Source organism: Paenibacillus sp. sgz302114 (assembly GCF_056120345.1).
Genome location: NZ_JBVYOI010000011.1, coordinates 59,488 through 73,468 on the forward strand (window position 1 = coordinate 59,488; position 13,981 = coordinate 73,468).

The 13,981-nt window shown below is 51.3% G+C and carries 10 protein-coding genes; 1 reads left to right on the forward strand and 9 read right to left on the reverse strand.

All coding sequences use genetic code 11. The features are described from left to right. Nucleotide 1 precedes the first annotated feature (1 nt). From AC0LWF_RS22200 to AC0LWF_RS22230, 7 genes are all read right to left on the reverse strand, one after another. Nucleotides 2-1,588, reverse strand: a complete 1,587-nt coding sequence (locus tag AC0LWF_RS22200) for a DUF4091 domain-containing protein (RefSeq protein ID WP_474653716.1) — start codon at nt 1,586-1,588, stop codon at nt 2-4. Nucleotides 1,589-1,766: 178 nt separating this feature from the next. Next, nucleotides 1,767-3,395 carry an extracellular solute-binding protein gene (locus AC0LWF_RS22205; RefSeq protein WP_474653717.1) on the reverse strand — a complete coding sequence of 543 codons (1,629 nt, stop codon included), beginning with the start codon at nt 3,393-3,395 and terminating at the stop codon, nt 1,767-1,769. 84 nt (nt 3,396-3,479) lie between these two features. Further along, complete coding sequence (locus AC0LWF_RS22210; protein ID WP_474653718.1) at nt 3,480-4,391, reverse strand: carbohydrate ABC transporter permease; 912 nt, start codon at nt 4,389-4,391, stop codon at nt 3,480-3,482. 1 nt (nt 4,392) lies between these two features. Next, on the reverse strand, nt 4,393-5,310 hold the full coding sequence (locus tag AC0LWF_RS22215; protein ID WP_474653719.1) for an ABC transporter permease: 918 nt from the start codon (nt 5,308-5,310) through the stop codon (nt 4,393-4,395). 1,014 nt (nt 5,311-6,324) lie between these two features. Continuing rightward, nucleotides 6,325-7,791: a response regulator transcription factor gene (locus AC0LWF_RS22220; protein ID WP_474653720.1), complete on the reverse strand. Its 1,467-nt coding sequence runs from the start codon at nt 7,789-7,791 to the stop codon at nt 6,325-6,327. Beyond that, nucleotides 7,784-9,559 (reverse strand): sensor histidine kinase, encoded by a 1,776-nt coding sequence (locus tag AC0LWF_RS22225; RefSeq protein ID WP_474653721.1) that lies wholly within the window; start codon nt 9,557-9,559, stop codon nt 7,784-7,786. Before AC0LWF_RS22225 ends, AC0LWF_RS22220 begins: the two co-directional genes overlap by 8 nt. Before the next feature lie 121 nt (nt 9,560-9,680). Continuing rightward, the gene (locus AC0LWF_RS22230) at nt 9,681-10,664 is read right to left on the reverse strand and encodes an iron-hydroxamate ABC transporter substrate-binding protein (RefSeq protein WP_474653722.1); all 984 of its coding nucleotides are present in this window, start codon (nt 10,662-10,664) and stop codon (nt 9,681-9,683) included. Between the two features lie 247 nt (nt 10,665-10,911). Here AC0LWF_RS22230 and murG point away from each other — a divergent pair, with 247 nt between their 5' ends. Beyond that, nucleotides 10,912-12,021, forward strand: a complete 1,110-nt coding sequence (gene murG / locus AC0LWF_RS22235; protein WP_474653723.1) for an undecaprenyldiphospho-muramoylpentapeptide beta-N-acetylglucosaminyltransferase — start codon at nt 10,912-10,914, stop codon at nt 12,019-12,021. 563 nt (nt 12,022-12,584) lie between these two features. Here murG and AC0LWF_RS22240 read toward each other — a convergent pair. Both AC0LWF_RS22240 and AC0LWF_RS22245 read right to left on the reverse strand, forming a co-directional pair. After that, on the reverse strand, nt 12,585-13,256 hold the full coding sequence (locus tag AC0LWF_RS22240; RefSeq protein ID WP_474653724.1) for an adenylate kinase family protein: 672 nt from the start codon (nt 13,254-13,256) through the stop codon (nt 12,585-12,587). Between the two features lie 129 nt (nt 13,257-13,385). Further along, entirely contained in the window at nt 13,386-13,922 is a 537-nt protein-coding gene (locus AC0LWF_RS22245; RefSeq protein WP_474653725.1) for a hypothetical protein, read from the reverse strand. Between the last annotated feature and the right edge of the window lie 59 nt (nt 13,923-13,981).

Here is a 13,981-nt window from a genome sequence, read left to right on the forward strand (position 1 = left end):
ATTAAGCCCCCTCTGATACAGCTGCAAGCAGCTTGCGGTGCACTTCGGCAAAATGAACCGGGTCCTCATTCGCCTGATTAAAGCTCATCAAGCAGGATGCCGTCAGCTCATCAGCCAATGCTTTATTCTTCGCAGCCAGCTGCTTCAGCAGCTCGTAATCCTCGACGCCTGCTCGCATCGCCTCAAGTCTCATGCTTCCAAGCGGACCGTTCTCCCCTGGGTACGTGCAGTGCGTGTCGCCCGGCGGGAAGAAAATATCAGTCTGATTAAATGGGTCTTTATCATCGTCGCAGAAGTTAAGACCCCAGTGCAGGAACCCTTCCAAATCATATTTATAGTTGCCCCAATGCAGGTAACGCGACCGCAGCAACGGCATGTCCCACAGCCGGTTCATCCAAGTGCCGCCAGGGATGCAGCAGGTGTAGTACCAGAGCTTGTCCCCAAGTGATCTTAGCTTCTCGAATTGCTCCTGATTCTCCTGATAATAGATGTTCTTCGGAACGAGAATGTCGACCGCGCCCGACAGATCATACGTCTCCACCGCTTCCAGCAGCGGAACTCCCGGCAAAAACTTACGCACCATACCGGACAGGATACGATACTCCGTTACGCTGTTCTCCGTCGGCTCATCGGCCACATGCTGCACGAGAATGTCCAGCCAGCCATGCTGCGTAAGGAACGAGCGCCATGCAGGCAGAAACTGAGACAAGTACGCGTAGCCTTCCGCCGCGATCGCTTTGAGCGCTTCACCGCCGTTCCATGTATTGAAGATGTGGAATTCGGAGCCCCAGAAGTCTTTGCGTCCAGCGACCAAGCCGCCTTCGATATGCGTAAAACCAAGGCCGAGGTACAACTGAATCAACCGCTCTGCTCGTTCGAAGTTGAAGGCATATTGATCCTCTCCAACCAGAGTTACCTGAATCGCATCCATCGGCACCCAGAAATGCGTCTGACGCGCGCGGCGCATCAAATGGCCGTATTTCTCGATCATCTCCCAATGCCCTTCCGACCACAGCTCCGCATTATAGCGCTTCGCCATATTCGGCAGGCTGAACCAATTCGTGACCGCAAGCGTCTCCTTCGCAGGCACGACGGCAGCGAATACTTCAATCTCTACTGGAATGAGACAGTTGTCTTCTCCAATCGTAATGGACAATTCGCCCGAATAACTACCCGCAGCGGCGTCCACCGGAATTTCCCAGCAAACGTAAAGCGCTTCCGTAGCAGCACGCGAAAACGCATCTACCGTGAGTGGCTGCATTGCTTCATATACTCGGAAAGGAGCTTGTCTTGTCGTGTAGCCTTCCGCCGATTCGCCTTCTTGCACGCAGAAGCTGACTGGCCCTGTATTTTTCTCTACAAAAATATCAATCAGTTGATAATATTCCGGCTGACGCGGAAACACGCTGCTTGTCGAGCTAAATTCACAACGAACAGGCGCGGTCGGAGCCGCATTATTGAATAGAATCTGGCATGCCGCGTAGCTGCCTCGCGCCGTATTTAACTTGATGGTCCTAGCACCGCCGTCCTCCACGATACTATCCGGGTAGATCCACTCATTCATGCCGAAAACTTCGTACTTCATCATTTGTTCCTCCTAGCTTGGTTTAAATCAATGAAATCGCCGGCCCGTACTTCCCGTCTTCCGGCTGATAGATACGAATATAGTCAACCTCCAGCGTCTGCCTCCATGAGATGAATTACGCTATCAATGGGAAAAAACAAGGGCAAAGTCATCCGACTTCCACCCTTGTTTGTGCATTTCCTTAGTTCTCGTCTTTAAACTTCTCATTTACTTTGTCGATCGCATCTTGGAGACCAAGTCCCATCTGCTCATCCGCAAATTTCTTCAGCGCTTCCTTGATGTCCTCTTTGCCCATTACGAGCTTCGTTACGAGACCCTGCACATCGCCGCCGCCTGTGTTGAGCGAGCCTGCATATGCGTTAACAACCCAGTTTACAGGCGCTTTCTGGCCCGTTTGCAGCTGCTGTGCTTCAACTTCATCGAGGTACTTCTGCGTTTGTTCTGTTTCGCTTGGTCCGTAGCCTTCAACATAACGCTTGCCATCGGACCAGATCGCCAAACCGTTAAACAGCGAGGTGGACGGGTACTTCTTCGCCAGATCGAAGTCCTTCTCTTCGGCATGCTTGTTCGTTACCAAGTCGCCGTTCGGCTCCCAGTCTGTACCTTGCAAGCCGTAACGAACTGTCTTCTGACCTTCCGGCGAAGCCAGCCAGTCGAACACTGCCAAGATACGATCCTGCTTCTCATCGCTCAGGCTGCCGTTAAACATCGTGCCGGACCAGTAATCATAGTAACCGTACAGGTAGTTGTTGCCATCAGCTGCCGGGATCGGAGGCAAAATCTTCACCGCGTCGATATATTTCACGCCTGGATTTTCTTTCGACCAGTTCGGCACGTCGTAAGCCATATTTTTAACTGTGTTTACAAGTGCTGCCGCTTTGCCCTGATTGAACTTCGCGCCTGCATCCATGTTCGGTACGGAGAAGTCTTTATCCAGAATGCCGGATTGGTACAGATCACGCTCATGTGCAACCACGTCAGCGAATGCATCCGTCATCCAGCCTGGCTTCCACTGTCCGTCAATCTTCTGCCACCACTGCATCGCAGGAGCGAGGTTATGGAACACGCTGTCACTCGTCCAGTCGATGCTGGAAGTCGTCAGCGGAATAACATGTTTTTTCTCCCCAAGCGTCTTCAGTACCACCTTCAACTCATCATAAGTCGTCGGATCTTTAAGTCCAAGCTCGTCCATCCAATCCTTGCGGATGAGAATACCGCGGTCGTTCGGAAGCTCGTTGCGGCTTGCCAGCATACGCGGAATGAAGTAATTTTTACCGTCCGACGCCGCTGCGCCTTTCACGTCTGGAAGATCCGTATATTGTTTCAAGCTCGGATATTTGCTCATATCGTCCGGCAGCGCTTTAATAATGCCCTGCTCCACCCATTGGTTGAACAGATCTCCACTCGTTGCATCCGTGAAGAACGCGTCCGGCAGTTGGCCGGATGCCGCCCACAGCTTGGTCCGATCGCCATAGTCGCCCCAGGATTCGTTCACCGGCTTGATCGTAATGTTGAACTTATCCTCCAACATCTTCTGCATGTCGTCCGACTGCCCATCCTTAATGACGGTGCCGATGTCCATATAGGCGATCGAAATATCGAGATGCTTTTTGAATAAATCTTCAGGCGCTGCATTGCCGCTGCCGTTGTTGCTGCCATTGCCGCTCGTATTCGAAGCGTCGCTGTTTGCAGCTGTATTTGTATTCCCTGAATTGCTTGTATTGTCACCGCTAGAGCCGCAGCCTGCCAGCAAACCGGAAGTGAGCAGCGCTACACTAAGACCAACCGTAAGAGCATTCTTTTTCTTCATGTCTCTTAACCTCCTTGGTATATGAACAATCTCGATAATATCTGTTTGACCCCGCTATACATGTATCGCTATGTCAGGCTGGCATCAGCCTTTGATCGAACCGATCATCACCCCCTTGGCAAAATACTTTTGCAAGAAAGGATAAACGGCCATAATCGGCACGCTTGCAACCATAATCGCCGCCATCTTCAGCGAATCCTGCGGGATGTTGATCTTGCTCTGTGCGACGGAGGAGATGCCGGCATTCATGCTAAGAATTTGGCCGATGTTCGCGAGCATGTTCTTGAGCATCAGCTGCAGTGGATACATCGTCGTATCCTGAAGGAACAGCATCGGCGTGTACCAATCGTTCCAGCGGTCGACCGCATAGAAGAGCGAGATCGACGCAATAACCGGCATTGAAGTCGGGATGACGATCCGAAGAAGAATGGTAAAGTCGCCGGCACCGTCAATCTTCGCAGACTCTTCCAAGCTTACAGGGTAATCACGGAAGAAGGAAAGCATAATCCAGATGTAAAAAGTGTTAATTGCCGATGGCAGAATCATAACCCAGTAGCTATTGATCAGCCCTGCCCCTTTGATGGTTAAGTAATATGGAATAAGTCCGCCACCGAAAAACATCGTGAACACGATAAAGCCCATTAGATATTTCCAGCCTGGCATTCCTTTCTTCGAAAGCGCATAAGCGGCAATCGTCGTCAGGAACAAGCTCATGAACGTTCCGACCAGCGTGACGAGAACCGATACGGTGAAAGCTCGTCCAACGCCGAACTGAATAATTTGCTTGTAGCCCTCGAGCGTGAACGTCGTCGGCAGTACGTGGCCTGTCGGTGTACCGAAGGAGCTGATGACGACGGTATAGAATGGGAATATCGCACATAGCGCTGCCAGCAGGAACAACAGATGCAGCACCAGATCGACGTTGCTCTTGCCGCGGGTTGCAGTCCGTGATTCCGAGAGGCCGGTTGCTTGATTGAAATCATTCGCATTATCCATTTTACATCAGCCCCTCCTGACCCATACGTTTCACAATAAAGTTCGCCATAACGAGCAGCACGAGGCTGATGACGGATTTGAACAAACCAACTGCTGTAATGACACCGTAGCCAAGCGATACATTACCCGAGAACGACAACCGGTATATGAACGTATCGAGAATATCCGACACATCATAGACTCCAGCGCTGTACAGGTTAAAGATTTGTTCGAAGCCGCCGTTCAGAATGCCGCTGATTGCCAGAATGAGCATCATCGCAACGATGCCGCTAATTGAAGGCCAAGTTACGTGAAGCATTTGCTTCCAGCGGTTCGCTCCGTCCATATAGGCCGCCTCATACAACTCTGGGCTGATGCCCGCAATGGCCGCCATATAGATAATCGCGCTCCATCCGGCTTCTTTCCAAATGTCCGTAATATAGAGGAACGGTCTGAACGTATGCGGATTGGACAGGAAGTTGACTTCCGGCAAGCCAAGCAGCTCGAACAGCGCGTGGACCGTACCGGTGTTGCCGAGTATATTGACCAGAATACCGCCGAGGACGACCCACGACAGGAAGTGCGGGAACGTAAAGACGGTCTGGTACAGCTTCTTCAGGCGCGAGCCTCCAATTTCATTGAGCAGCAGCGCGACGATAATCGCCATCGGGAACTCCACGAGGAGCCTGCCGAAGCTGATCATGATCGTGTTGCGGAACGCATTCCAGAAAGCGGAATACCGGAAGATATAATGGAAGTTGTCGAAGCCGACCCAGGGACTTCCGAGTACCCCTTTGTTGAACATGTATTTCTTGAAGGAAAGCGTTACCCCGTACATCGGGATGTAGGAGAAGATCGCGTAATAGATGACTACTGGCAACAGCAGCAGGTAATACATCTTGTACTGCATCATTCTTCTCCATAAGGAGTTCTTCATCATGACCATCTCCAATCAGCTCTGCATGCACTAATCGTACCGATTTATGAAAACGCTTTCCATGTACGATGCTTAGCTGCTTTTGTTGTTGCAATCGTTGTTTTTTGCATGTTTCCGTGCACGGGCACAGTTATTATCTAACCAAAATACAAAAAGATATAGCAATTGTCCATTTCCAGTGTGGAAGGAAGAGGTAATCGCAGTTAATGCAGCATTTTTCGCGAAGATCGGTGCCGGGGTTGCTTAAATGAGAGGTAACCAGTACTCTTCGTAGGCGATATTGGCCGGGTTTGCTTGCATGTGGGGTAGCCACTACACTTCTTAGGCGATATTGGCCGGGTTTGATCGCATGAAGGGTAGCCAGTACTCTTCTTAGGCGATATTGACCGGATTTGCTTGCATGAGGGGTAACCAGTACTCTTCTTGGGCTATATTAGCCGGGTTTGATCGCATGAAGGGTAGCCAGTACTCTTCTTCGGCGATATTGGCCGGGTTTACTCGCATGAGGGGTAACTAGTACTCTTCTTCGGCGAAATTGGCCGGGTTTGCTTGCATGTGGGGTAGCCACTACACTTCTTAGGCGATATTGGCCGGGTTTGATCGCATGAAGGATAGCCAGTACTCTTCTTGGGCTATATTGGCCGGGTTTGATCGCATGAAAGGTAGCCAGTACTCTTCTTGGGCGGGTGCTCTCTTGGGGGATTTCGCGAATTCGCTCGATGTAGATACCTAGGGGACTCTCTTTGAGGTAACTTCGCCTGTTTTACACAATGTAGATACCTAGGGAACTCTCTTTGAGGTAACTTCGCCGGTTTTGCACAATGTAGATACCTGGGGAGCTCTCCGTTTACGCTCGTATCCAACCAATGTAGACGATCTGCTGGACCTCTTTTTTCACAGAAAAAAAGACGGCCACCGGGCCGCCCCTCTTCGCATATGCTCTACGTTAAAACGCAACTTTCACTACCATAAACTTAAACTCGCTTCAATTAGAGTTGCCAATAATAGTTCCCCTAATTAATCGTTTCTGCCCGCTGTCCCTGCCCGCTGTTCCTTCTGCATGGCATCACTCGCTGCCCGGTATTCCCGAGGCGTCTTGCCGATCATTTTTTTGAAAATCTTACTAAAGTAATACGCGTCCGGATAGCCCGCTCGCTCCCCAACCCGATGCACCGGCAAATTGCTGCCCCGCAGCAGCTCGCACGCATGGCGCACCCGCAGCTCAGCCAAGTAGTCCGTGAACGACTGGCTCACATGTTTAATGAACAGCTGGCTGATGTAGTTTCGGTTCATATAAAACTCATCGGCTAGCATCTGCAGCGATAGGTTCTGATGAAAATTCCGGTTCACATAATCGATCACTGCGCTGAACGAATCGCTGCGAATTTGACCTTGATGATAGAGGCCGCCTAAGTAAGCGCCAGACATCCGTTTCAAGTCCCGGATCAAGTCGTCCACATCGGTATAGCGCTCGATAAGCCGTTCGTAATCGACCAGCCAATATTTTGCCAGCAGATCTTCCTCGACTCGCTGCGATTGAATGATCGTCGACATGACCGTGTTGTAGAGATAGAACACATGCTTCATCTGATAAGCGCCGGTCCGAAACCACTCGGCATATTGATCATACAGCGCGAGCAGCTCTGACATGTTCTGTTGCTGGAGGGATGTCGTGAGCTGCTTGAAATCGCCGAACCCCTTGCTGCTGTTTACGTTCGCCATGCAAAGCGTCGGCACCCCAGCGATAAAATATTGGAACGCCGCAAGCTCCGCATCCTCAATCGCTTCACGCAGCTGCGCCGTTTCGTGGACGAGCCCGCTTATGCCGATACCACGAAATTTTCCGCGATACTCAAGCAGATGCGCATGGATCGAATCCGGCGCGGTCTCTTCCGCTACATAGAGCACTTTGCCGCTTCCTGCGCTAAGCTTCAGCTGGCGGAACGGACGGAGCAGCTCCGCATCCTCCACATCCAGCCCTGCAATCACACGCAAGCCTCTCGCTGGGTCCATGCCGGCGTTCGTCAGCAGCCGCCCGATCCGCTCGCCGCTCTCCTGCTTGTCCTCCATAATCCAGTCCATTAAGGAAGGCACATCTTTGGCAGAACGGTCATCCAGCTTGTCCTTCGCCTTCTTCAATAAAGGAATAATTTCCTCTTCCTCAATTGGCTTGAGGCAATAGCCGAGCGCCCCAAGGTTCATGCACTTCTGCACATAAGAGAACTCCGCAAAGCCGCTGACGACGATGAAGAGCGTATCGAGCTGCAGCTCATTGCACCTCTTAATCAGCTCGAGGCCGCTAATTTCCGGCATCCGAATATCGATAAACACGAGGTCCGGGTTCAACTCTTTAATCAATTGAAGCGCCCTTGGACTATTTGTCTCGGTGCCGACAATTTCAAACCCGAAGCGCGACCACTCAACTGCATCCAGCAGGTTCTTAACGACCCACTGCTCATCATCTACAATCATCGCTCTATACATGGTGTCTCATCTCCGTCTGCACAGGAATGCGAAGGGTCACGATTGTACCCGCCTTCTCTTGGCTCCAAATGTCAATTCCGTAAGGATGCTCGTACAAATACTGAAGCCGGTTGTGGACATTCGCCAGTCCAACGCCCTTACTGCCTTCTTCACTCGCTGCAGCCACTTCCCCGCTTGGATTCAACTGCTGCAAGATCCTCTCAAGCTGTTCTTTGTCCATGCCGACGCCATCGTCCTGCACCGTCAGGATCAGATCCTGCCCACTCTCATCCAGCTTCGCGGAGACGCTTAATGTCCCCTTCTCATAGCGAGGCTCCAGCCCGTGGTATACAGCGTTCTCAATGATTGGCTGCAGGATCATTTTCGGAACCTTCAGGTACATGAGCGGCTCTGGAATGTGACAGTTCAGCTCAAACCGATGCGAGAAACGGACCTCTTGAATGTTCATATACGCCACGACAATCCGTATCTCCTCCGATAGCGGAACGGCATCATTGCCTTTGATGCTGTAGCGGAAGATGCGCGATAGCGCGCCTGTCATCTCGCGAATTTCCGGCACGCCCCGCTCAGAGGCAAGACCGCGTATCGTATCGAGCGTGTTATAGAGGAAATGCGGATTCACCTGGCTTTTCAAAAAATCATACTCCGCCCGCTTCTTCTCTATCTCCGACGTCAGCAGCCGCTCCTTCGAATCTACGAGCTGCTCGGTCAAATCCTGCACATTCGAGAGCATCTGGTTATATCGCGCCCCGATGACCTCCGCTTCCGCCGAACCGCTTAGATCGAGACGCCGGTTCAAATCGCCCTGATGATTAATCCGCATATAATAATAAAGCTTGCGCAGCGGCAAAATCATATTGTTCAAAATAAACAGGAACGGAATCAGCAGCAGCAGAACCCCGATTCCTACAGCAATGAGAGTCTGCTTGCGAAGCTTGCGGATATCCTTGAAGAACACGTCATCCGGAATAACACGGACGAATTTGCCTCCGATCTCGGGAATGTCCTTGATCTGAATATGAGCCAGCTTCCCGTCGACGCGAACGAGGCCACTCTTATCCTCGTCGCTCGGCAGCTGAAACGGCTGGCCGATCTTATCGCGGTCATTGCTCATGAAGATCGTATGGCTACGGTCAAGCAAATAAACGGTCGTGCCCGGTTGAAGCGTCTTCAAATCATAGCCGCCGGTAAGCGTTGTTGCATCAATGACCACGATAATCTGGCCGATCTCGCTCGTATATCGGTTATGGATATTGCTGGAGAATATGTTCGTTCCGACAGCAAAGCAATACCGCTCAATGCTGCCGGAAGGACATTCTGTCACGTTCGAGAAGTATGAATCGGCCCGTTTCGGCATAAAGTTACCGAATTGTTCCGTAGAGAAACCTTGCAGCGAGAATGAATTTCCGTTCTTACCGCTTACAATCAAGTCGAGGACGCCTGACTTGACCGTCGTCAGGTTGATAAACAAGTTCTTGAGCGTCGGGAAGCGTTGATACTTGGTTAGCGGGTCCTCATCAAGCAAATAGTCTTGAATGGATTGATTGTACGCAACGTTATAGGTGAGCCACTTAATCACATCATAATTAGATAAAATCGTCTGTTCCAACTGGTTAGAAATATCACGCGTATACATCTCATTGTTCTTCGTCAAATATGAAGCGCTACGGCTGTAATTAAAAAGCAAGATTACAATGATTACGCTTACGGTTAATGCAGCGATCAAGTACATTTGCCCGCGAATCGGCAATTTGCGCAATAGGTTCATCGGCCAGGCCATCCTACTTTTTTTGCCCTCATTATAGCACAAAGAGCGTATCTCCTCTTCGAATTTCGAAAAAGGAAATACGCTCCATCGCTTACGCTGCACGTATTGCTAGCAGCCGTTATTATTTCACGAGGTTCTTCACAACATCGTCCATCATCATTTCACCGGCAATTTTACCGGAGTAGAGCCAAGCGCTCGATGCAGGAAGCTCGATGACGTGTTTGTTCTTCACGGCTGGAATGTTCTGCCATACCGGGTTTTTCAGCGTTTCGGCAGCATCTGTCTTATCGCTGTTGACGAGGAAGATGTAGTCTGCGTTCAGTTCAGCAAGCTTCTCCATCGTAACTGGATTCCAAGCTGCTTTAGCTTCAGCAGGCATGTTGGAAACAAGGTTTGGAGGCGTCAGACCAAGGTCTTTATACAGAACCGAGCCGCTCGACTTCGTATCGTCTACAAGGTAGAAGTTCTTCGCTACAAGCCACAGCACAGCCGCGGATTTCTTGCCAACGGAACCTTCAAGCTTCGCTTTCGTATCTGCTGCCTTCTGATCGTAATCCGCGATTGCTTTGTCAGCTGCATCGCTCTTACCGAGCAAGCCGCCGATTGTCTTAAGCGCTTCGCGCCAGTCATTGTTCACTTTATCGCCAAGTACATAAGTAGGAGCGATCTTCGCATATTGCTCGTATAGACCTTTCTGAACTTGAGATTCAGAACCGATGATGATCAGGTCAGGCGCGAAACCAAGCACGGACTCAACTGGCAGGTCGTACGCGATTGTCGGTACGCCATTCAATTGCGGCGCCAAGTAGTCTTGGATACCGTTAGCTACAGACCATTGAGCAACCGGCTTGTCGCCAAGAGCTACAACTGGATCTTCGAGGTAGGAAGCAAGGATCTTCTGAGGATTTGCTGGAATTGTAACGTCGTGGCCCATTGCATCTTTGACAACCTTTGGCTCAGCTGCAGCTGCATTGTCTGCACCTGTGTTCTCGGTTGCTGTATTGCCGTTATTGTTACTTCCGCAAGCTGTAAGTACAAACATAATAGCTAGAATACTCATTAGTACAATGCTGAATTTCTTAACACGATCTGTTTTACGCAACAACGTGGTAGCCCCCTGCCTTACTAAGTTATTTGTCTATCGAGAATGATAATGAATCTCATTATCAAAGTCAAGCCTTGTCAACGGTTCGTCACAGAAAATAAATGGGCATGAATGCCCGGTCCGCGCATATCGTTTCTAAGATGTAAGCATTTGGCGAAATGCTAGCCGGGATCAGCTTCATTTGCTCACGCATCGGTAATATTTTGTGGTACGCTCACAATAAGAATGTGATCAAGGAGATCGGACAATGCCAATTAAACCCGCATCAACCCTGGATCGAGACGCACCGCGCCATATTCTGTTTACCGGCGGCGGCTCGGCGGGACATGTGACCGTCAATACAGCAATCATTCCGACGATGATTGAACAGGGCTGGAAAGTGTCCTATATCGGCTCGCATAGCGGCATCGAGAAGCAGCTGATTAGCAGGCTGCAGGGGGTCGATTACTACGGCATCGCCACTGGCAAGCTGCGCCGGTATATCGATCTGGAGAATGTTAAAGACCCCTTCCGCGTCGTGAAGGGGGTGTATCAGGCATACCGGCTCATTCATAGGCTCAAGCCGGATGTGCTGTTCTCGAAGGGCGGCTTCGTCTCCGTCCCCGTCGTGCTCGGCGCTTGGCTCAACCGCGTGCCGGTTATTATACACGAGTCGGACTTGACGCCTGGTCTTGCCAATCGAATCGCCGGACCATTCGCCAAGAAGATATGCGTCACCTTCGCAGAGACAGCGAGGCTGATTAAGGGTGACAAGTCCGTGCATGTTGGCCCGATCATTCGCAGCGATCTGCGCAAGGGCAGCGCATGGAAGGGCATCCAGTGGTGCAAGTTCACGCCAGGCAAGCCCGTGCTGCTCATTATGGGCGGAAGCCTCGGATCGCAGCGCATCAATGATGTCATTCGCCGCAACGTGGAGGAGCTGACTCGAACGTATCAGATCATTCATATTTGCGGCAAAGGCGAGCTCGACAGCAAGCTTACCGGGACGCCAGGCTACCGACAGTACGAGTACATCCACGATGAGCTAGCGAATGCAGTTGCCTGCTCCGATATCGTCGTCTCGCGGGCAGGCTCGAACTCGATCTTCGAGTTTCTCGCGCTGCGCAAGCCGATGCTGCTCATTCCGCTCTCGAAGTCTGCAAGCCGCGGCGATCAGATTCTGAATGCCGAATCGTTCCGCTCAGCAGGCTTTTGCGAGGTGCTGCAGGAGGAGGAGCTGACCGACGAAACATTCTTACAGTCGCTCGGCAAGGTGTACGAGAGCCGCGAGGCGATCAAGCAGCAGATGCAGAAGGGTCAGCAAGGCGACTCTACGTTGCAGGTGATTGCGCTGATTGACCAGCTTGCGCGTGAATAGGAAACGGCTGCCAGTGAGGGCAGCCGTTTTTTTGGTGTCCGAGAATGAAGTTCCTGGAACTTCCTCTCGGGCATTTTTTTCATGCGAGCCGCTTGCATTACGCCGAGTATCCGCGCTAACGAATCGTAGTAACCTTATTAAGCAAAATTTCACCCGTGACAAAATGTAACGAACCCCACAATCGTTATTTGCCTATTTCGCGGCTGAAAGGAGCTGGTTTTCCTGGAATAACGTTTAGCACTTATCGGAGACGAGTCAGGCGCTACGGTGAGAATAAGTGGATATAGCTGAAATAGCCACTTATCTAGACCCTGAAAGTGCATTTAGGGCAATATGCGTAGACATAGATGGATATATCCACTTATGAGCAGCCAATCGGACGTTTTCGCCGAAAATAAGTGGATTATCGCACTTATGAGCATGATTGGTGACTGAACGGCTGGGTATCTACTACCGAGTGGTGGGTGAGTGGCTGAGTGGTATCTGATTGGCTGAACAGCTAAACTGCTGGGAGGCTTCGCAACTGAACATACGAGCAACCGAGCCGCGGATCGATTGCTACTTTACCAAGCCAGCCCGAATGTCTCCGCGACAAACTGCTCAGCCCGATCCGTGTTCTGATCCCACAGGTAATCGCGATTCTCGATAATCAGCTTCGGAATCGCCCACTCATCGACAACTCCGCGAACGAAGACCTGGCTGAGGGACCATACCTCGCCAGCTTCCTTGAAGTCCTCATCGGTGTGCAGCGACACCGGTCCCCATTCATTGCCGCGAACGCCGCAAATAAAACGCCACTGTCCTTCCACGTCCATCTGATAATAATAAATGAGCCGCGGATTCAGCGGTTCGAGCAGCCGCTGCAGCGATAGCGCCAGCAGCTGCAGCTTGCCCCGATCCATGCCGCACAAATGCGAGACGCTGATGACATCTTGCAGCATGACGCTCTCGATAATCGTGATCTGCTCCTCCTGAATAAGCCGATCCTGCACGAATGCCTCATAACAAGCTTCCAGATCCGTGATGAATTTGTCTGCCCCCGCGTCTGTAGATAGCAACTCAAACTGGACGTCCTTCAGCATAAGCGGATGGTTCTCTTCTAGCTCCACAAACAAACGGTTCGTTACCCCCGCAGCTGCGAGCTTCTTGGCTATATGCGTTGCCATCGTCGTCTTGCCCGATCCCGGCATCCCGTCGATTATGATGAGCTGCTTCTCCTTCTGCTGTTGATTCATGCTCATTCCCCCTTTTAGCTGTCTCCCATTTCTATTCCACAGAGCTTTTCCTTTTCCTGTAAAAATAGATATAAAAAAAGCAGCAGCCTGAGCATGACGCTCGGCTGCTGCCTCTATCGTAATTATGAGCTATTGCTTGCTCGGCATCTGGAGCGATTGCGCGCCAGACTCGCCTTTGCCGTCATTCTTCTTCGCGCTCTCCTTGCATTTCGCATGGATTTCCTCACGCAGCTGATGCGCCGTTTTGCCTTCGGTCTTAATGCCGAGGCCCTTCGCGATTTCCTGCAGATGGGCAAGCCGCTTCGCTTTCATCTCGGTCTTGAACTTGTCCCATTTTGCCGGATCAGCATCGCGCGCCGCCTTGAGTTCCTTAATAATCTGCTCGGTCGACTTGCCATCCGTCTTGATGCCGAAGTACGCTGCCGCTTCATTCAGATGCTTCAGCTTGCGAGCTTCGTGATGCCCGTGATCACCTTTGCCGTGATCGCCCTTGCCATGATGCGACCAGCGCCAGTGTCCGCGCTCCTGCTCATGCTGTGCTTCCAGCTGCTCCGAAGGCGGAGTTGCCGTGCTTACAGGCTCCTGTGCGTAGGCCGGTACTGCGGAGAGCAGCAAGGCAGCTGCCGAACCGAGTACAAAAAGTTGCTTGCGTAGTTGTTTTTTCACTATGTAACAGCTCCCTTCCGGGGCAGACAATAAAGTCCAGCCCGTTCAAGCGGTAGCAT